The organism is Geodermatophilus sp. SYSU D00691 (assembly GCF_054050275.1).
This window is the reverse complement of record NZ_JBJGYZ010000046.1, coordinates 24,457-41,777: the sequence shown is the minus strand read 5'-3', so window position 1 is coordinate 41,777 and position 17,321 is coordinate 24,457. Positions and strand designations below refer to the sequence as shown.

The 17,321-nt window shown below is 74.3% G+C and carries 17 protein-coding genes; 2 read left to right on the top strand and 15 right to left on the bottom strand.

What is annotated here, in order from left to right; genetic code table 11:
- Positions 1 to 142: 142 nt before the first annotated feature.
- From ACI797_RS24995 to clpB, 10 genes are all read right to left on the bottom strand, one after another.
- A complete protein-coding gene (locus tag ACI797_RS24995) occupies positions 143 to 565 on the bottom strand; it encodes a DUF3151 domain-containing protein (RefSeq protein ID WP_456540372.1) in 423 nt (140 codons plus the stop codon).
- The gene (gene fbaA / locus ACI797_RS24990; protein ID WP_456862476.1) at positions 565 to 1,599 is read right to left on the bottom strand and encodes a class II fructose-bisphosphate aldolase; all 1,035 of its coding nucleotides are present in this window, start codon (positions 1,597 to 1,599) and stop codon (positions 565 to 567) included. Before fbaA ends, ACI797_RS24995 begins: the two co-directional genes overlap by 1 nt.
- Before the next feature lie 76 nt (positions 1,600 to 1,675).
- Positions 1,676 to 2,257, bottom strand: a complete 582-nt coding sequence (locus ACI797_RS24985; protein ID WP_456862474.1) for a pentapeptide repeat-containing protein — start codon at positions 2,255 to 2,257, stop codon at positions 1,676 to 1,678.
- Entirely contained in the window at positions 2,254 to 3,609 is a 1,356-nt protein-coding gene (locus tag ACI797_RS24980; RefSeq protein WP_456862472.1) for an FAD-dependent oxidoreductase, read from the bottom strand. The genes ACI797_RS24985 and ACI797_RS24980 overlap by 4 nt, the downstream gene beginning before the upstream one ends.
- A gap of 13 nt (positions 3,610 to 3,622) precedes the next feature.
- On the bottom strand, positions 3,623 to 5,056 hold the full coding sequence (locus tag ACI797_RS24975) for an FAD-binding oxidoreductase (protein ID WP_456862471.1): 1,434 nt from the start codon (positions 5,054 to 5,056) through the stop codon (positions 3,623 to 3,625).
- Between the two features lie 91 nt (positions 5,057 to 5,147).
- Positions 5,148 to 5,702, bottom strand: a complete 555-nt coding sequence (pyrE, locus tag ACI797_RS24970) for an orotate phosphoribosyltransferase (protein ID WP_456862469.1) — start codon at positions 5,700 to 5,702, stop codon at positions 5,148 to 5,150.
- Between the two features lie 20 nt (positions 5,703 to 5,722).
- Complete coding sequence (locus ACI797_RS24965; protein WP_456862467.1) at positions 5,723 to 6,397, bottom strand: fasciclin domain-containing protein; 675 nt, start codon at positions 6,395 to 6,397, stop codon at positions 5,723 to 5,725.
- Between the two features lie 159 nt (positions 6,398 to 6,556).
- Positions 6,557 to 8,233 carry a molybdopterin-dependent oxidoreductase gene (locus tag ACI797_RS24960; RefSeq protein ID WP_456862466.1) on the bottom strand — a complete coding sequence of 559 codons (1,677 nt, stop codon included), beginning with the start codon at positions 8,231 to 8,233 and terminating at the stop codon, positions 6,557 to 6,559.
- Positions 8,234 to 8,291: 58 nt separating this feature from the next.
- On the bottom strand, positions 8,292 to 8,990 hold the full coding sequence (locus ACI797_RS24955) for a hypothetical protein (protein WP_456862465.1): 699 nt from the start codon (positions 8,988 to 8,990) through the stop codon (positions 8,292 to 8,294).
- Between the two features lie 117 nt (positions 8,991 to 9,107).
- Positions 9,108 to 11,696 (bottom strand): ATP-dependent chaperone ClpB, encoded by a 2,589-nt coding sequence (clpB, locus tag ACI797_RS24950; RefSeq protein WP_456862464.1) that lies wholly within the window; start codon positions 11,694 to 11,696, stop codon positions 9,108 to 9,110.
- Between the two features lie 213 nt (positions 11,697 to 11,909).
- Here clpB and ACI797_RS24945 point away from each other — a divergent pair, with 213 nt between their 5' ends.
- Positions 11,910 to 12,365 carry a MarR family winged helix-turn-helix transcriptional regulator gene (locus tag ACI797_RS24945; protein WP_456862463.1) on the top strand — a complete coding sequence of 152 codons (456 nt, stop codon included), beginning with the start codon at positions 11,910 to 11,912 and terminating at the stop codon, positions 12,363 to 12,365.
- Positions 12,366 to 12,445: 80 nt separating this feature from the next.
- The gene (locus ACI797_RS24940) at positions 12,446 to 12,880 is read left to right on the top strand and encodes an OsmC family protein (protein ID WP_456862461.1); all 435 of its coding nucleotides are present in this window, start codon (positions 12,446 to 12,448) and stop codon (positions 12,878 to 12,880) included.
- 66 nt (positions 12,881 to 12,946) lie between these two features.
- Here the strand turns inward: ACI797_RS24940 and ACI797_RS24935 are convergent, their stop codons facing one another.
- The 5 genes from ACI797_RS24935 to dnaJ all read right to left on the bottom strand — a co-directional run bounded on the left by ACI797_RS24935 (position 12,947) and on the right by dnaJ (position 17,316).
- Positions 12,947 to 14,557, bottom strand: coding sequence for a DHA2 family efflux MFS transporter permease subunit (locus tag ACI797_RS24935; protein WP_456862459.1), 1,611 nt, complete (start codon positions 14,555 to 14,557; stop codon positions 12,947 to 12,949).
- Positions 14,554 to 15,012 carry a MarR family winged helix-turn-helix transcriptional regulator gene (locus ACI797_RS24930; RefSeq protein WP_456862457.1) on the bottom strand — a complete coding sequence of 153 codons (459 nt, stop codon included), beginning with the start codon at positions 15,010 to 15,012 and terminating at the stop codon, positions 14,554 to 14,556. The genes ACI797_RS24935 and ACI797_RS24930 overlap by 4 nt, the downstream gene beginning before the upstream one ends.
- A gap of 149 nt (positions 15,013 to 15,161) precedes the next feature.
- Positions 15,162 to 15,644, bottom strand: a complete 483-nt coding sequence (locus ACI797_RS24925) for a MarR family winged helix-turn-helix transcriptional regulator (protein WP_456862455.1) — start codon at positions 15,642 to 15,644, stop codon at positions 15,162 to 15,164.
- A complete protein-coding gene (locus ACI797_RS24920) occupies positions 15,641 to 16,102 on the bottom strand; it encodes a heat shock protein transcriptional repressor HspR (RefSeq protein ID WP_456862454.1) in 462 nt (153 codons plus the stop codon). The genes ACI797_RS24925 and ACI797_RS24920 overlap by 4 nt, the downstream gene beginning before the upstream one ends.
- On the bottom strand, positions 16,099 to 17,316 hold the full coding sequence (dnaJ, locus tag ACI797_RS24915) for a molecular chaperone DnaJ (RefSeq protein ID WP_456862452.1): 1,218 nt from the start codon (positions 17,314 to 17,316) through the stop codon (positions 16,099 to 16,101). The genes ACI797_RS24920 and dnaJ overlap by 4 nt, the downstream gene beginning before the upstream one ends.
- Positions 17,317 to 17,321: the final 5 nt, after the last annotated feature.

The window sequence follows — 17,321 nt, the reverse complement described above, 5'->3', positions numbered from 1 at the left end:
TCACACCCAAACAAAAAACACCCCACCCACGACCCCACAAACACCCCCCCCCCCCCCCCCCCCCCCCCCCCCCCCCCCCCCCCCCCCCCCCCCCCCCCCCCCCCCCCCCCCCCCCCCCCCCCCCCCCCCCCCCCCGCGCGGGTCAGGGGGCGAGCGTCGGGTCGCAGTCGCGCAGCAGCTGGGTGCAGCGCTCCTGCTCGGCGGTCTCGCCGATCGCCTCGGCGGCCCGCGCCAGCACCGTGACGCAGCGCAGGAAGCCGCGGTTGGGCTCGTGCGCCCACGGCACCGGGCCGTAGCCCTTCCAGCCGTTGCGGCGCAGCGCGTCCAGCCCGCGGTGGTAGCCGGTGCGGGCGTAGGCGTAGGCCTCGATCGTGTCGCCGAGCTGCCGCTCGGGGCGGTCGATGGCCTCCTCGGCCAGCGCCGCCCACGCCGCGCTGAAGGTGGGGTGGTGCGCCGCCACCTCGGCCGCCGGGACGCCGTCGGCCAGCTCCCCCGCCGCCTCGTCGTTGGCGGGCAGCAGGGTGGCCGGCGGTTCCCCCAGCAGGTTCTGGTGCGAGTGGGTCATCAGGCGCCCTGCGACTGGCCGGCCGACAGCAGGTCCTCGCAGGCCTCGACGACGCGCGCGGCCATGTTCGTCTCGGCGGCCTTGAGGTAGCTGCGCGGGTCGTAGGCCTTCTTGTTGCCGACCTCGCCGTCGACCTTGAGCACGCCGTCGTAGTTGCTGAACATGTGCCCGGCGATCGGGCGGGTGAAGGCGTACTGGGTGTCGGTGTCGACGTTCATCTTCACCACGCCGTAGGACAGCGCCTCGCGGATCTCCGACTGCGCCGAGCCCGAACCGCCGTGGAAGACGAAGTTGAAGGGCTTGGCGCCGTCGCCGAGGCCGAACTCCTGGGCGACGACGTCCTGGCCCTGCTTGAGGATCTCGGGGCGCAGCTTGACGTTGCCCGGCTTGTAGACGCCGTGCACGTTGCCGAAGGTCGCCGCGAGCAGGTAGACGCCGCGCTCGCCGAGGCCGAGGGCCTTGGCGGTCGCCACGAAGTCGCCGGGGGCGGTGTAGAGCTTCTCGTTGATGTCGTGCGCGACGCCGTCCTCCTCGCCGCCGACGACGCCGATCTCCAGCTCCAGCACGATCTTCGCCGCGGCGGTCTTGTCGATCAGCTCCTCGGCGACCTGCAGGTTCTCCTCCAGGTCGATCGCCGAGCCGTCCCACATGTGCGACTGGAACAGCGGCTCCTGGCCGGCGTCGACGCGGTCCTGGGACAGCGCGATCAGCGGCCGCACGTAGGCGTCGAGCTTGTCCTTGGGGCAGTGGTCGGTGTGCAGCGCGACGTTGACCGGGTACTTCTCCGCCACGACGTGCGCGAACTCGGCCATCGCGACCGCGCCGGTGACCATGTCCTTGACCCTCGTGCCGGAGGCGAACTCCGCGCCGCCGGTGGAGAACTGGATGATCCCGTCGCTGCCGGCGTCGGCGAACCCGCGCAGCGCGGCGTTGACCGTCTCGGACGACGTGCAGTTGATCGCCGGGTAGGCGAACCCGCCCTCCTTCGCCCGGCGGATCATGTCGGCGTAGACCTCAGGGGTCGCGATGGGCATCCCTGGCACTCCTCGCGTCGGCGGCGTACTCGCGGTCAGCATCCCACCCGGGCCACCGGCTGCGGCAGCCGCCCGATCACGGCTCGACCCGCAGCCCCAGCGCGGTCACGAGGACGACGGCCTGCGCGAGGTCCACCACCGCCCCGCGCAGCTCCACGGCGGCCGGGTCGAGGGCGGTCAGGTCGGAGCCGCGCAGGTCGGCGCGGGAGAGGTCGGCGCCGCCGAGCTCGGCGGCGGAGAGGTCCAGGTCGCGCAGCACCGCCCCGGTGCAGCGGGCCCCCGAGAGGTCGGCCTCCCGCATCCGCGCCCCGGTGACCGACGCCCGCGCCAGGTCGGCGCCGGCCAGCCCGACGAACGACCAGTCGCCGCCGGTGACGGTGAGCAGGTCGAACGAGCACCGGTCGAACCGGCTGCCGACGAGCTTGCACCGGTCGAACTCCGCCTCGAAGAACGAGCAGCCGGTGAAGGTGCAGTTGAGGAACGCCGCCTCGGTGTGCCGCGAGCCGTTGAACCGGCAGTCGTGGAACGTGCAGTCCTCGAAGACGGCGCCGTCGTCGGTGACCTCCGACAGGTCCACGCCGCTGAACGACACCCCGCTGTGCTGCTGCCCGCCGATGTCCTCGCCGTACCAGTCCGCGCCACGGATGTCCCCGGTCACCCGCGCTCCACCCGGCTGGCCACGCGGGCGGCGACGATCACCGGGTCGTAGGTGGGCGAGAACGGCGGCGCGTAGGAGAGGTCGGAGCCGGCCAGCTCCTCGGCGGTCAGACCGGCCCAGATCGCGGTGGCCAGGACGTCGATCCGCTTGCCGCTGCCCGGCCCGCCGACGATCTGCGCGCCCAGCAGCAGCCCCGACCCGCGCTCGGTGAGCACCTTGACCGCGATCGGGTCGGCGCCGGGGTAGTAGCCGGCCTTCGTCGTCCCCTCGACGGTCTCGGCGACGACGTCGAACCCGCCGTCCTCGGCCTGCGTGGTGCACAGGCCGGTGCGGGCGATCTCCAGCTCCCCCACCTTGGTCACCGCCGTCCCGAGGACGCCGGCGAAGCGGGCCGGCCGCCCGCCGATCACCGAGCCGGCCACCCGGCCCTGCTTGTTGGCGTGCGTGCCCAGCGCGACGTGCACCGGGTCGCCGGTGAGCCGGTGCACGGTCTGCGCGCAGTCGCCGGCGGCGAACACCTGCTCGTGCGAGCGGCTGCGCTGGGTGCGGTCGACGTCGATGGCGCCGGTGCTGCCCAGCCGGATCCCGGCGGCCTCGGCCAGCGCCACCTCCGGGCCCATGCCCAGCCCGAGGACGACGAGGTCGCAGGGGTAGCGGCCGACGTCGGTGCGCACCGCGGTCACCGCGCCGTCGGCGTCGGTCTCGATCTCCCGCACCGGCTGGTCGGTCTGCACGTCGAGGCCCATGTCGCCCATGGCCTTGCGGACCCGCTCGCCCATGTCGGCGTCCAGCTGGGCCATCGGCTGCGGATCGGCCAGGACGACGGTGACCTGCAGCCCGCGCAGCTGCAGCACCTCGGCCATCTCCAGGCCGATGTAGCCCCCGCCCAGGACGACGGCCCGCCGGGCGCCCGCCGCCAGCGCGGCCCGGATGGCGGCGCCGTCGGAGAGCCGGTGCACGCCGAAGACGCCGTCGGCGTCCAGGCCGGGCACGTCGGGCCGCAGCGGCCGGCCGCCGGTGGCGACGACGAGCGTGTCGAAGCCGATCCGCCGCCTGCCGGCCGCCACCGTGCCGGCGTCGAGGTCGATCCCCTCGGCGCGGGTGCCGGTGCGGACGGTGATGTCCTGGGCGGCGAGGTCGACCGGCGTGCGGGCGATGAGGGCGTCCCGGTCGGCGACGACGTCGCCCACCCAGTACGGGATGCCGCAGGCGGAGTACGAGGCCTCGGGGCCCTGCTCCAGCACGAGGATGTCGAGTTCGTCCGGGCCGCGCAGGCGTCGGGCCTGGGTGGCCGCGGACAGCCCCGCGGCGTCCCCGCCGATGACCACGAGCCGCTTCTTGGCGTCGCTCACGAGCGACAGCGTGTCACCGCCCGCTGAGCGCGGCGACGTCGGCGAGGGCGCCGACCGGGGCGCGGCGCAGCACCTTGCCCGGGTTGAGCAGGCCCTGCGGGTCCAGCGCGTCCTTGATCGCCCGGTGCACGTCCAGCGCGACCGGGCCGATCTCGCGCTCGAGCCAGTCGACCTTGATCGACCCGATGCCGTGCTCGCCGGTGACCGTGCCGCCGAGGGAGAGGCCGAGCTCGAGGATGTCGTCGAAGGCCGCGAAGGCGCGGGCGCGCTCCTCGGCGTCGGTCGCGTCGAAGCAGATCGTCGGGTGCATGTTGCCGTCGCCGGCGTGCCCGACGACGCCGATGGTGAGCCCGCGCCCGGTGGCGATCGCGTCGCAGCCGTCGAGGAACCCGGCGATCCGCGAGCGGGGGACGGCGACGTCGTCGATCAGGGTGCTGCCCAGGGTCTCGAGGGCCGGCAGCGCCATGCGCCGGGCGGCCAGCAGCAGGTCGCCCTCGGCCGGGTCGTCGGTGGCGTGCACGAGGTCGGCGCCGGCGTCGCGGCACAGCTGCGCCAGCGCCTCGATCTCCTGCGCGGCCGCCTCGCCGCCGGCGTCGGACTGGGCGACCAGCAGGGCGTGCGCGTCGCGGTCGAGGTCGGCCTTGAGCAGGTCGTCCACCGCGCAGATGCAGGTGTTGTCCATGACCTCGAGCAGGCTGGGCACCAGCCCGGAGGTGACCACCCGCTCGACGACCTCGCCGGTCTGCGCCGTGGTGGCGAAGGTGGCCACGAGGGTGACCGGGGGCTTCGGGGCCGGGCGCAGCTGCAGCGTCGCCTCGGTGATGACGCCGAGCGTCCCCTCGGAGCCGACGAACAGGCGGGCCAGGTCGTAGCCGGCGACGCCCTTGACGGTGCGCCGGCCGGTGCGCAGCACCCGCCCGTCGGCGAGCACGACCTCCAGGCCCAGGACGTAGTCGGTGGTGACGCCGTACTTGACGCAGCACAGCCCGCCGGAGTTCTGCGAGAGGTTGCCGCCGATCGTGCACCAGTCGTAGCTGGACGGGTCGGGTGGGTAGAACAGCCCGTGCCCGGCGACGGCGTCGCGCAGCGCCTTGTTCACGACACCGGGCTGGACGACGGCCAGCCGGTCGGCCGGGGACACCTCCAGGACGGCGTCCATCCGGGTCATGACCAGCGTGATGGCCCCGTCGACGGCGTTGCTCGCCCCGGCCAGGCCGGAGCCGGCGCCGCGCGGGACGACGGGCACCCCGTGCCGGCTCGCGACCAGCATGACCGCGGACACCTCGGCGGTGCTGCGGGGGAACACGACCGCGGCCGGGGTGCCGGCCTCGGCCAGCATCGCCTGGTCGCGGGCGTAGGCCGCCGTCACGTCGGGGTCGGTCAGCACACCGTCCGCGCCGAGCGCGTCGGTCAGTTCGGCGACCCACGTCGCCGTCACGGTGGTCACGGTCACACCGTACGACCCGCTGCCCGGCGAGATCGGCGGTCTCGCACGTCTTCGCCCGCGGGAGCGTGCGAGAACGCCGATCTCGCCGGGTTCAGCTGAGGCCGAGGTCCGCCAGCTCGAACGCCGCGTGGTACGCGAGGCCGGCCTGCTCGACCGCGGCCCGCCCGCCGCGGTCGACGATCACCGCGACGCCGATGACCTCGGCGCCGGCCTCCTGCAGCGCCTCCGCGGCGGTCAGCGGGCTGCTGCCGGTCGTGGAGACGTCCTCCACGACCAGGACCGCCCGCCCAGCGACGTCGGGCCCCTCGATCCGCCGCTGCAGGCCGTGCGCCTTGCCGGCCTTGCGCACGACGCAGGCGTCGAGGAAGCCCTCGCCGTCGGCGGCCGCGTGCAGCATCGCCGTCGCGACCGGGTCGGCGCCGAGGGTGAGCCCCCCGACCACGTCGTAGCGCAGGTCGCGGGTGAGCTGGCGCATCACGCGGCCCACCAGCGGCGCGCCCTCGTGGTGCAGGGTCAGCCGGCGCATGTCGATGTACCAGTCGGCCTCGCGGCCGGAGGAGAGGGTCACCTTCCCGTGCACGACGGCCAGCTCGACGACGAGCTCGAGCAGTCGGTCACGGTCCGGGAGGGCGGGGGCGGCCGTCATGGCGCCAACCTAACGGCCGCTCAGGCGGCGGCCTCGGGCGCCAGCACCTGGTCGATGATGTAGACGGTCGCGTTCGCCGTCTGCACGTTGCCGCAGATCACCGACGCCGGCTGCGCGGTGATCGTCTGCTCGCCGCTGATCGTGAAGTCCTCGCCGGAGCCCTCGATGGCCACGGTGTCGTTGTTCAGGGTGGTGTGCTCACCGGCGAGCTCGTCGGGCGCCAGCCGCCCCTGGATCACGTGGTGGGTGAGGATCGAGGTCAGCTGCGGCACGTCGGCGAGGACGGCGCCGAGCTGGTCGGGCGGGATCGCCGCGAACGCCGGGTTCGCCGGGGCCAGGACGGTGACGTCCTCCTGGGCGTTGAGCGAGTCGACGAGGTTGGCCGCGGTGACCGCCTGCACCAGGGTGGACAGGACAGGGTTGCTGCTCGCGGCGCTGGCCACCGGGGCGGTGCTCATCCCGGCGAAGCTGCCCGCCCCCTCGGCCGGCACCTGGGAACAGGCCGCCCCGAACGGCTGGTCGGACGTGGGGCCGGTCTCCTCGGCCATCCCGGACGAGGTCGCCGGGGAGCTGCTCTCCGAGCCCGAGGCGCTGCCGGCGTCCGACGAGCCGTCGGAGCTGCACGCGCCCAGGGTGAGGGCCAGCGCGACGGCGGCGGGGAAGATCGCGCCGCGGGTGAGGGTGGTGCTCTTCACGGGGGGGTGCTCCTGTCCTGTCCGTGCGAGACGCCGCGCGCCGGCGTGGCCGGTGCACAGCATGTCGCGGGGCGGGGTGGTGCGCCCGGACCGTCCTGCGGGCGGCCGGGATCGCGTCGCCGGCCACGGTGCCGGTGACGGGTATCGGGGGTGGTGCGGCTAGGTGACGAGGACCCGCACGGAGTGCCAGCCGCTGGCGCCGTCGGGGAACGGCGAGGCGCGGTCCTCGGTCTGCAGGTCGCCGCCGCCGTCGGTCGCGCGGACGGTGATCTCGTGGTGGCCGCCGTCGAGGTCCACGGGCAGCACCCACTGCCGCCAGACGTCGGCGTCGACCTCGGGGGAGAGCTCGGCCTCCTGCCAGTCGCCGTCGTCGATCCGGACCTCGACCTTGCTGATGCCGCGGCCCTGCGCCCAGGCCACGCCGGCGACCGCCCGCCGGCCGGCGCGGACGGGCCGCAGCGGACCGGGGGTGTCGATCCGCGCGGCGGTCTTGATCGGGCCCTGCGCGGCCCAGCCGCGCTCGACCCAGTAGGCGTCGAAGGCCTCGAAGGTGCTGGCCTCGATCTCGGTCAGCCACTTGCAGGCGGAGACGTAGCCGTAGAGCCCGGGGATGATCATGCGGACCGGGAACCCGTGCTCGACCGGCAACGGCTCGCCGTTCATGCCGAAGGCGAGCATCGCGTCGGGGGTGCGCAGCGCGGCGCCGGTGGGGGCGCCGATCGTCATGCCGTCGGTGGATCGGCAGACCAGCTGCGTCGAGCCGTCCTGGATCCCGTTCTCCCGCAGGAAGTCGCCGAGCGGGACGCCGATCCAGCGGGCGGTGCCGGCGAGCTCGCCGCCGACCTCGTTGGACACGCAGGTCAGGGTGATGTCCCGCTCGATCAGGTCGCTGCGGTCGAAGAGGTCCTGCAGCGTGAAGGTGCGCCGCTGGTCGAACATCCCGGACAGCGTCAGCCGGTACTCGGCGGGGCGGATCTGCGGCGTCGTGATCGCCGTGTCCACCCGGTAGAAGTCGCGGTTGGGCGTGAACAGCGGGGTCAGGCCGTCGACCTGCTCGGCGAGGTCGGCGCCGCGCGGCAGGGGGGCCGCCGGCGAGGCCGGGGTGGGCATCGTGATGTCGCCGCGGGCGTCGGCGACGTCGAAGCGCCGGCGCAGCAGCTGGCCGCCGCCACCGGCCAGCGCGGCGACGCCGAGGGCGACCCCGCTGGTGACGAAGAAGCGGCGGCGGTCGAGGCCGGCGCCCTTGCGGTCGCCCATGGCCAGCGCGGCCCGCAGGCGCTCGACGACCTCCTCGTCGCGGGCCTCGGTGCCGGTGCCGGTCGCGGCGACGGCGGGGGCCGGCGGGGTGAGCGGGCGGAGCAGGGCGAGCAGGGCGACGACGCCGGCCGCGGCGCCGACGACCGACGGCAGCGCGTCGAGCAGGCCGCCCGCCGGCCGGGTGAGCGCGGCGACCACGCCGATCAGCCCGAACAGCGCGATCCCCGCCACGCCGAGCCACCGGCGGCGCAGCGCGAGCACGCCGAGCACCAGGGCGTAGAGCGCCAGCAGGACCAGCGTGCCGACGACGAGGGCCACCTTGTCGTTCTCGCCGAAGGTCCGGATGGCGAAGCTCTTGACCGCCTCCGGCGTCAGCGTGATGACCGCGTCGCCGACGGCCACCACCGGCGACGACGCCGGCCGGACGAACCCGGCGACGAGCTGCCCGGCGCCCAGGGCCACCGCGGCGGCGAGCAGCCCGGCCAGCGCCGCGAGCAGCCGGCGCAGCCCGCGCCGGTCGGGACCCGGCTCGGGCCGGGCGCCGGCCGGCGCCGCCGGGCTCTGCTCGGTGGTGGTCACGGGAGTCGTTCGGCGCTGGGCCGGGATCGGTTCATGGCGGGACGTCGGCGCGCGGCCGTCAGCCTCTCTGGCCGGTGGCCCGCAGCCAGCCGCGGTACCGGTACCACTCGTTGGACGGCTTCATCGCCAGCAGGACGACACCGGCCAGGACCAGCAGGAACTGGAAGATGCTCAGGCCCTGCAGGAAGCCCGACACCATCATGCTGTCGCCGCCGCCGAGGGCGAACAGGCCGCTGACGATGCCGAACCCGCCGATGACGAACAGGACGATGCGCGCCCAGTTGCGGCCGTTCCAGGCGAACCACATGAACATCGCCTCGAGGCCGACGATGACCAGGCCGATCACGGCGCTGACCACGAGCACGGCGCGGACCGCGTCCTCGGTGAGGTCGACGGTGCCGCCCTGGGCCGTCGCCTCGGCCACCGCGCGGTCGACGAGGGAGTCGAGGTCGGCGAAGGTCACGATCGTGCCGATCACGCCCAGGATCAGGCTGGCGACGAACGCGCCGATGCCGAAGCGCACGGTGGCGGGGCGCTCCACCGGCTTCGGCCCGCCGCCCCACTGGGCCGCGGGCGCCGCGGGAGCGGGGCCGTACCCGGGCGCCGGCGGGTAGCCCGGCTGCGCGGGCGGGGCCCCGGGGTAGCCCTGCGGCGGCGGTGCGCCCTGGCCGGGTGCGCCCTGCTGCCCGCCGTCCCACCCCTGGTTGCCGGGCTGCCCCGTCGGCTGCTCCGGGAAGCCGCCCTGCCCTGACGTCATGTCCACTCCCTGCTCGGTGTCGGCCCACGATCATGGTGGACCCGTGCACCGCCCGGGCACACCCCGTCCGCGTGTCGGCCCGCCCCGTCCCCTCGGGAGGACGGGGCGGGCCCGGGCTCACGCGCGGCGGACGGTCAGCCCGCTCTCGCCGGCGAAGTCCTCCGCGGCGTCGACCAGCACGTCGTCGCCGTCCCGGATCTCCCCGGCGAGCAACGCCTTGGCCAGCTGGTCGCCGATCGCCGACTGCACCAGCCGGCGCAGCGGGCGGGCGCCGTACACCGGGTCGAACCCGTTGAGGGCCAGCCACTCGCGGGCCGCGTCGCTGACGGTGAGCGTCAGCCGGCGGGCCGCCAGGCGCCGGGCCAGGACGCCGACCTGGATGTCGACGATGCCGGCCAGCTCCTCGCTGCCCAGCGCCCGGAACACCACGACGTCGTCCAGCCGGTTGAGGAACTCCGGCTTGAAGTGCCCGCGGACGACGCCCATCACGGCGTCGCGGCGGCGCTCCTCGGGCACCGACTGGTCGGCGATCAGCTGCGAGCCGAGGTTGGAGGTCAGGATCAGGATGGTGTTGCGGAAGTCCACCGTCCGGCCCTGGCCGTCGGTCAGCCGGCCGTCGTCGAGCACCTGGAGCAGCACGTCGAAGACGTCGGGGTGCGCCTTCTCCACCTCGTCGAGGAGGACGACGGTGTACGGGCGCCGCCGCACCGCCTCGGTGAGCTGACCGCCGGCCTCGTAGCCGACGTAGCCCGGAGGCGCACCGACCAGGCGGGCCACCGAGTGCTTCTCGGAGTACTCGCTCATGTCGATGCGGACCATCGCCCGCTCGTCGTCGAACAGGAACTCGGCCAGCGCCTTGGCCAGCTCCGTCTTGCCGACGCCGGTGGGGCCGAGGAAGAGGAACGAGCCGGTGGGCCGGTCGGGGTCGGCGACGCCGGAGCGCGCCCGACGGACCGCGTCGGAGACGGCGCGGACGGCGTCGGGCTGGCCGACGACCCGCGTGGCCAGCTCGTCCTCCATGCGCAGCAGCTTCTGGGTCTCGCCCTCGAGCAGCCGGCCGGCGGGGATGCCGGTCCACGCCTGGACGACGTCGGCGATGTCGTCGGGGCCGACCTCCTCCTTGAGCATCGAGGCCTGCTCGGCCGCCTCTTCGGCGTCGGCGAGCGCCTTCTCCAGCTGGGGCAGCCGGCCGTAGCGCAGCTCGGCCACGCGGGCCAGGTCGCCGTCGCGCTCGGCGCGCTCGGCCTCGGAGCGCAGCCGCTCCAGCTCCTCCTTGATCTGCTGGATCCGGGTGATCGCGCTCTTGTCCTGCTGCCAGCGGGCGGTCAGCTCGGCGAGCTGCTGGCGCCGGTCGGCGAGGTCCTCGCGGAGGGCGGCCAGCCGCTCGAGGGAGGACTCGTCGTCCTCCTTGGCCAGCGCCATCTCCTCGATCTCCATCCGGCGGACGACGCGCTCGATCTCGTCGACCTCGACCGGGCGGCTGTCGATCTCCATGCGCAGCCGGCTGGCCGCCTCGTCGACCAGGTCGATCGCCTTGTCCGGCAGGAACCGGGCGGTGACGTAGCGGTCGGAGAGCGTGGCGGCGGCGACGATCGCGGCGTCGGTGATGCGGACGCCGTGGTGCACCTCGTAGCGCTCCTTGAGCCCGCGCAGGATGCCGATGGTGTCCTCGACGCTCGGCTCGCCGACCAGCACCTGCTGGAACCGGCGCTCGAGGGCGGGGTCCTTCTCGATGTGCTCGCGGTACTCGTCGAGCGTCGTCGCGCCGACCATGCGCAGCTCGCCGCGGGCGAGCATCGGCTTGATCATGTTGCCGGCGTCCATGGCGGAGTCACCGGTCGCACCGGCCCCGACGATCGTGTGCAGCTCGTCGATGAAGGTGATGATCTGGCCCTCGGCCTCGGTGATCTCCTGCAGGACGGCCTTGAGCCGCTCCTCGAACTCACCGCGGTACTTGGCGCCCGCGACCATCGCGCCGAGGTCGAGCGCCATGAGGCGCTTGCCCTTGAGGCTCTCCGGCACGTCGCCGGCCACGATCCGCTGGGCCAGGCCCTCGACGATCGCCGTCTTGCCGACGCCGGGCTCGCCGATGAGGACCGGGTTGTTCTTGGTCCGGCGGGAGAGCACCTGCACGACGCGGCGGATCTCGGTGTCGCGACCGATGACCGGGTCGATCTTGCCCTCGCGGGCGCGGTCGGTCAGGTCGACGGCGAACTTCTCCAGCGCCTGGAAGGTGTTCTCCGGGTCGGGACTGGTGACCTTGCGGTTGCCGCGCACCGTGCGGAAGGCGGCCAGGAGCGCGTCGCGGGTCGCGCCCGAGCTCTTCAGCACGGTGCCGGCCTCGCCGTCGGAGTCGGCCAGCCCGACCAGGAGGTGCTCGGTGGAGACGAACTCGTCGCCGAGCGCGCTCGCCTGCTCGGAGGCGAGGTTGAGGACGCGCAGCAGCTCGCGGGACGGCGACGGCGCGGAGACCGTCGCCCCGGTGACGCTGGGCATCCGCTTCAGCGCGGCCTCGGCCTTCGAGCGGACGTCCGCGGGCTCGGCGCCCACCGCCTTGAGCAGGGGCACGGCGATGCCGTCCGACTGCTCCAGCAGCGCGGCGAGCAGGTGCAGGGGCTCCAGGGCGGCCTGACCGCGGTCGACCGCGAGCCGCTGGGCGGCGGCGATGGCCTCCTGGGAACGGGTGGTGAGCTTGCTCTGAGCCATGGTCTCGGGCGCAGGTCCTCTCGGGAGCGGCCGGCGGATCGGCCGGGTGGTCTGTCACGCGGTCCAACGACCGCAAGGTTGAGTCTGTTCCGCTCAACCCCAGTCAACTCCGGTCGGGCCCGCGGGTCCAGCCGGGTGCGGCGCGCCGTCCCCACGGAGGTCTCTGGCACGCGAGGTGATAACGCACGACGCAATGAGCCGTAGGATCGGTGCATGAACCGCCTGCCGGCTCCGAGCGTGGTCCTCGACGACCAGCTGTGCTTCGCGCTCTACGCCGCATCCCGCGCCGTGACCGCGCGCTACCGCCCGATGCTCGACGAGCTGGGGCTGACCTATCCGCAGTACCTGGTGATGATGCTGCTCTGGGAGAACGACAACCAGACGGTCGGCCAGCTCGGGTCGAAGCTGGCCCTCGACAGCGGCACGCTGTCGCCGCTGCTCAAGCGGCTGACGGCGGCCGGCCTCGTCACCCGCCACCGGCGGGTGGAGGACGAGCGGTCGGTGAGCATCGCGCTGACCGACACCGGCCGCGCGCTGCGCGACAAGGCGCTGCCGATCTCCGAGGCGATGATCGGCGCGATCGGCTTCGACACCAGCGAGTTCGACGACCTCAAGGACCGCCTGCGGGTGCTGGTCGACCGGGTCAACAGCGGCGACACCGTCTGCTGATCGCGGGGGTCCGCGACCTGGGAGGGTAGGGGCGACGCGCCGGTCCAGCAGGGGGTCGGCCGCGACGTCTGGAGGGACCCATGCCCACCCGTACCGCTCGCACCGCCTGGAACGGCACGCTGCAGGACGGCTCCGGCCAGGTCGAGCTGTCCAGCTCCAAGCTCGGCACCTTCGACGTGAGCTGGCCGAAGCGCACGTCCGACGAGGCCGGCGGCTCCACCAGCCCCGAGGAGCTCATCGCCGCCGCCCACTCGGCCTGCTTCTCGATGGCGCTGTCCAACGAGATCGCCAAGGCCGGCGGCACGCCGCAGTCCCTCGAGGTCACCGCGGACGTCACGCTCGGCCTGCAGGACGGCGCCACGATCACCGGGATCAAGCTCACCGTGCGAGCCGAGGTCGAGGGGCTCGACGCCGGCGGGTTCGACAAGGCGGCCCAGGCCGCCAAGGTGGGCTGCCCGGTGAGCAAGGCGCTCGCCGCCGTCGACATCACCCTCGACGCCGCCCTGGAGAGCTGAGACCCCGGGCACGGGGAGCGATCCCTGCGTCCTAGGGTCGAGGACGCAGGGAGCGCTCCCCACGCCTCAGGCGGACTCGGTGGCGCGGCGCTCCTCGCCGTTCTGCGTGCTGAGCGCGATCTCGCGGATGAAGGCGATCGCCACGACGGCGACGACCGTGACCACCGCGGAGACCAGGAAGATCCGCCCGGTCGCGTCGCCGTAGGACACCCGGATCAGGGCCTGCAGCGCCGGCGGGGCGTCGGTCAGGTCGGCCAGGCCGACGTCCGTCGAGCCGGAGGAGGCCACGGCCGCCGCGACGGAGGGGTGGGTCGTCAGCCCCTCGCGGATCAGACCGGTGACCCGGCCGGACAGGACGGCGCCGAGCACCGAGACGCCGATCGTGCCGCCGAGGCTGCGGAAGAACGCGACCGCGGAGCTGGCCGCGCCGAGGTCGGCGGCGGCCACGGTGTTCTGCACGGCCAGCACCAGGTTCTGCATGGTCATGCCGATGCCGACGCCGAGCACGAAGAGGAAGACCCCGAGCAGCAGCACGGGCGTGGCGTGGTCCAGCCGCGACAGCAGGGCGAACCCGGCGACGACGAGCACCGAGCCGGCGACCAGGTACCGCTTCCACCGGCCGTACCGGGTGATGAGGACGCCCGAGACCGTGGAGCTGAGCAGCATGCCGCCGACCATGGGGACGGTGAGCAGGCCGGCCGCCGTCGGCGAGTAGCCGCGGGAGACCTGCAGGTACTGGCCGAGGAACACCGACGAGCCGAACATGGCCACACCGACCGCCACGCTGGCCAGGATCGCCAGCGTCGTGGTCCGGTCGCGGAACAGCCGCAGCGGCACGATCGGCTCGGCCGCCCGCAGCTCGGTGACGACGAAGGCGACGATCGCCAGCACGCTGCCACCGACGAACCAGGCGGTCTCGGCCGACAGCCAGGCGAAGCTCTCGCCGGCGAGCGTGACCCAGATGAGCAGGCCCGAGACGCCGGCGGTGAGGAAGGCGGCGCCGAGGTAGTCGATGGTCACCTTCCGCCGGGTGACCGGCAGGTGCAGCGTCCGCTGCAGCAGCACCAGCGCGACGGCGGCGAAGGGCACGCCGACGTAGAAGCACCAGCGCCAGCCCAGCCAGCTGGTGTCGACGAGCACGCCACCGAGCAGCGGGCCGCCGACCGTGGCCACGGCCATCGTGCTGCCTAGCAGGCCGGAGTACCGGCCGCGCTCGCGGGGACTGATCATCGCCGCCATCGCGATCTGCACCAGCGCCTGCAGGCCGCCCAGGCCCAGGCCCTGGAGGACCCGCCAGGCGATGAGGGTCTCGGCCGAGCCGGCGAGGCCGGCCAGCATCGAGCCGGCGATGAAGACGACGATCGAGATCTGGATGAGCAGCTTCTTGCTGAACAGGTCGGCGAGCTTGCCCCAGATCGGCGTGGACGCCGTCGACGCGAGCAGGGTGGCGGTGACCACCCAGGTGTACTGGCCCTGACTGCCGCGCAGGTCGGCGATGATCGTGGGCAGGGCGTTGGAGACGACGGTGGAGGACAGGAACGCCACGAACATCGCCAGCAGCATCCCGGAGAGCGCCTCCAGGATCTGCCGGTGCTTCATGCGCCCCTGCTGCTCGACCGGCGGCAGGTCCGCCGCGGTCCGGCCGACGGCGACCGGGGTCTCGAGGGTGGTGCTCAACGGTTCTCCTCGCGGTGGGTGGTCGCGGTCTCGAGGTCGGCGGTCAGCCGCTCCAGCAGCTCGCCGAGCCGCCGCGCGTCCGGCTCGTCCCAGCCGGCCAGCGCCCCGGCGGCCCAGTGGGTCCGCTCGGCGCGCGCCGCGGCCAGCGCGTCGGCGCCCGCGGGGGTCAGGCTGAGCAGCGACGCCCGCCCGTCGTGCGGGTCGGGACGGCGCTCGACGTGGCCGGCGTGCTCCAGCACGGCGACCTGCCGGCTGGCCACCGAGGCGTCGACGCCGGCGTGCCGGGCGAGCGCGCTGAGCCGCAGCGCCCCTTCGCGCTCGAGCGGCACGAGCAGCGCCGGCCCGAAGGACGGCAGGTCGCCGACGACACCGCGGGCACTGAGGTGCCGGCCGGCGCGGACGAGCTGCGACAGGCTCGACGTGATGCGCTCGCACGTGGCGGGGGTGACGGACACGGGATTTCCTCTGACGATCAGGTAGATGCAGACGGCAACCATACATCTTGTTGGTTGCTGTCAACAACCACACAACCCCGTCGGAGTGTTCCCGGAACGCGACGACGCCCGGACCGTCCTGCGGTCCGGGCGTCGCGCGGTGTCTCGTCCTAGCGGCTCGGCTGCGTCTGGCGCGCCTCGCGGGCCTCCCGCGCCTCGCCCAGCCGGTTGAGCCGGCCGAGCAGCTCTCCCAGCGTCGCGACGTCGCTGGCCGGCCAGTCGGCCATGTCGGCCTCCCACCGGGCGCGCCGCGCCTCGCGGATGCGGGCCAGCCGGGCCGACCCCTCCGCCGAGGGCGTCAGCACCTGGGCCCGCCCGTCCTCCGGATCGGCGGCGCGGTCGACCAGCCCGAGCGCGACGAGGCCGGCGACCTGCCGGCTCACCGTGCTCTTGTCGAGGCCGAGCCGGTTGACCAGGTCGCTGGCCCGCAGCGGGCCGGCGTCCTGCAGCAGGGCCAGCAGCCCGTACGAGGCGCCGTCCAGGTCGGGGTGCAGCTCGGCGGCCAGCCGCGCCTGGATGGCGCGGGACCGGCGCAGCAGCAGGCCGATCTCCCGTTCGAGGCGGACGAAGGCCTCGTGCGACTCGGTGCTCACCGGTCGTCCCGCGGTCGCCAGACGACGAGGGCGTTGGTGGACGGGCGCATGGGCACCAGGTCGCCGCCGTAGCCGTAGCCGGCCCGCAGCGCGGACTCGGCGGCCATCCGTCGTTGCTCCGACATCTCGAGCTCCTCGAGCAGCTCGTGGACGCGGGCCTGCAGCGCCTCCACCCGCGACTCGAGCTCGATGATGCGCTTGATCCCGGCCAGGTTGACACCGTCCTCCTGCGAGAGGCGCTGGACCTCGCGCAGCAGGGCGACGTCGCGCGGGCTGTAGCGCCGCCCGCCGCCCGGGGTGCGCCCGGGGCTGACCAGACCGAGCCGGTCGTACTGGCGCAGCGTCTGCGCGTGCATGCCGGCCAGCTCGGCCGCGACCGAGATGACGAAGACCGGCGCGTCGTCGGCCACCGCGCGGGCGGCGCCCTGCGGCGCCCTCCCCCTCGTCGGCGAGCTCACCGGGCACCTCCGTTCCGCACCGCGGCCGTGATCTGCGGCCTCGGGTCGTCGTCCAGCTCCTCGGCCAGCGCCTCGACGGCCTTGCGCTGCGCCGGGGACAGCTTCGCAGGAACGGCGACCTCGACGGTGACCAGAAGGTCGCCCGCGCGCGTCTTGCCGGGCACGCCCCGGCCCCGCACCCGCAGCGTGCGCCCGCTCGCGGTGCCCGCGGGCACCTTGAGCGAGACGCTGCCGTCGAGGGTCGGCACGGTCAGCGTGGTGCCGAGCGCCGCCTCGGCGAAGCTGACCGGCACGGTCAGCGTCAGGTCGTCGCCCTTGCGGCCGAACAGCTCGTGGTCGGTCACGTGGACGACGACGAACAGGTCACCGGGCGTGCCGCCGCGGCGGCCGGGCGCCCCCTTGCCGGGCAGCCGGATGCGCTGGCCGTCCTTGACCCCCGCCGGGATCCGCACGGTGATCGTGCGGGTCTGCGAGGTGATCCCGCTGCCGGAGCAGGTCGGGCACGGGTCGTCGATCACGGTGCCGGTGCCGCGGCAGTTGCGGCACGGCTCGGAGAACGCGAACGCGCCCTGGCTGCGGCTGGTCACCCCGGCGCCCTGGCACACCGGGCAGGTGTGCGGCGAGGTGCCGGGCTTGGCGCCGGTGCCGGAGCAGGTCGGGCAGGCGCCCGGGCTCTGCATCCGCAGCGGCACGGTGACGCCGAGGACGGCCTCCTCGAAGGAGAGGGTCGCCTCGGTCTCGACGTCCTGACCCTTGGCGGGACCGGACGCGGCCTGGCTGCGGGCGCGGGCGCTGCCCGTCCCGCCGCCGAACAGCCCGCCGAACAGGTCGCCCAGACCGCCGGCCCGGCCGCCCCCGGCACCGGCCTGGCCGAGCAGGTCGCCGAGGTCGAACGTGGTGCTCCCACCGCTGCCGCCGGGGAACCCGCCCCCGCCGCCGAAGCCCCCGAACGGGCTGCCCCCGCGGCCGGCGCCGGCTCCGAACAGGCGGCGCGCCTCGTCGTACTCGGCGCGCCGCTTGTCGTCGGAGAGCACGTCGTAGGCCTCGGAGACCTCCTTGAACCGGGCCTCGGCCTGCGCGTTGTCCGGGTTCTTGTCCGGGTGCAGGTCGCGGGCCAGCTGGCGGTACGCCTTCTTGATCGCCGCGGCGTCGGCGTCCTTCGGGACGCCCAGCGCGGCGTAGTAGTCCTTCTCGATGAAGTCCCGGGTGCTCATCGGAC

Bases quoted from the DNA above. Each gene is read 5' to 3' on its own strand.
- ACI797_RS24995 (WP_456540372.1), bottom strand. From the start codon at position 565: ATGACCCACTCGCACCAGAACCTGCTGGGGGAACCGCCGGCCACCCTG.
- fbaA (WP_456862476.1), bottom strand. From the start codon at position 1,599: ATGCCCATCGCGACCCCTGAGGTCTACGCCGACATGATCCGCCGGGCG.
- pyrE (WP_456862469.1), bottom strand. From the start codon at position 5,702: ATGACGGCCGCCCCCGCCCTCCCGGACCGTGACCGACTGCTCGAGCTC.
- ACI797_RS24955 (WP_456862465.1), bottom strand. From the start codon at position 8,990: ATGACGTCAGGGCAGGGCGGCTTCCCGGAGCAGCCGACGGGGCAGCCC.
- clpB (WP_456862464.1), bottom strand. From the start codon at position 11,696: ATGGCTCAGAGCAAGCTCACCACCCGTTCCCAGGAGGCCATCGCCGCC.
- ACI797_RS24945 (WP_456862463.1), top strand. From the start codon at position 11,910: ATGAACCGCCTGCCGGCTCCGAGCGTGGTCCTCGACGACCAGCTGTGC.
- ACI797_RS24940 (WP_456862461.1), top strand. From the start codon at position 12,446: ATGCCCACCCGTACCGCTCGCACCGCCTGGAACGGCACGCTGCAGGAC.
- dnaJ (WP_456862452.1), bottom strand. From the start codon at position 17,316: ATGAGCACCCGGGACTTCATCGAGAAGGACTACTACGCCGCGCTGGGC.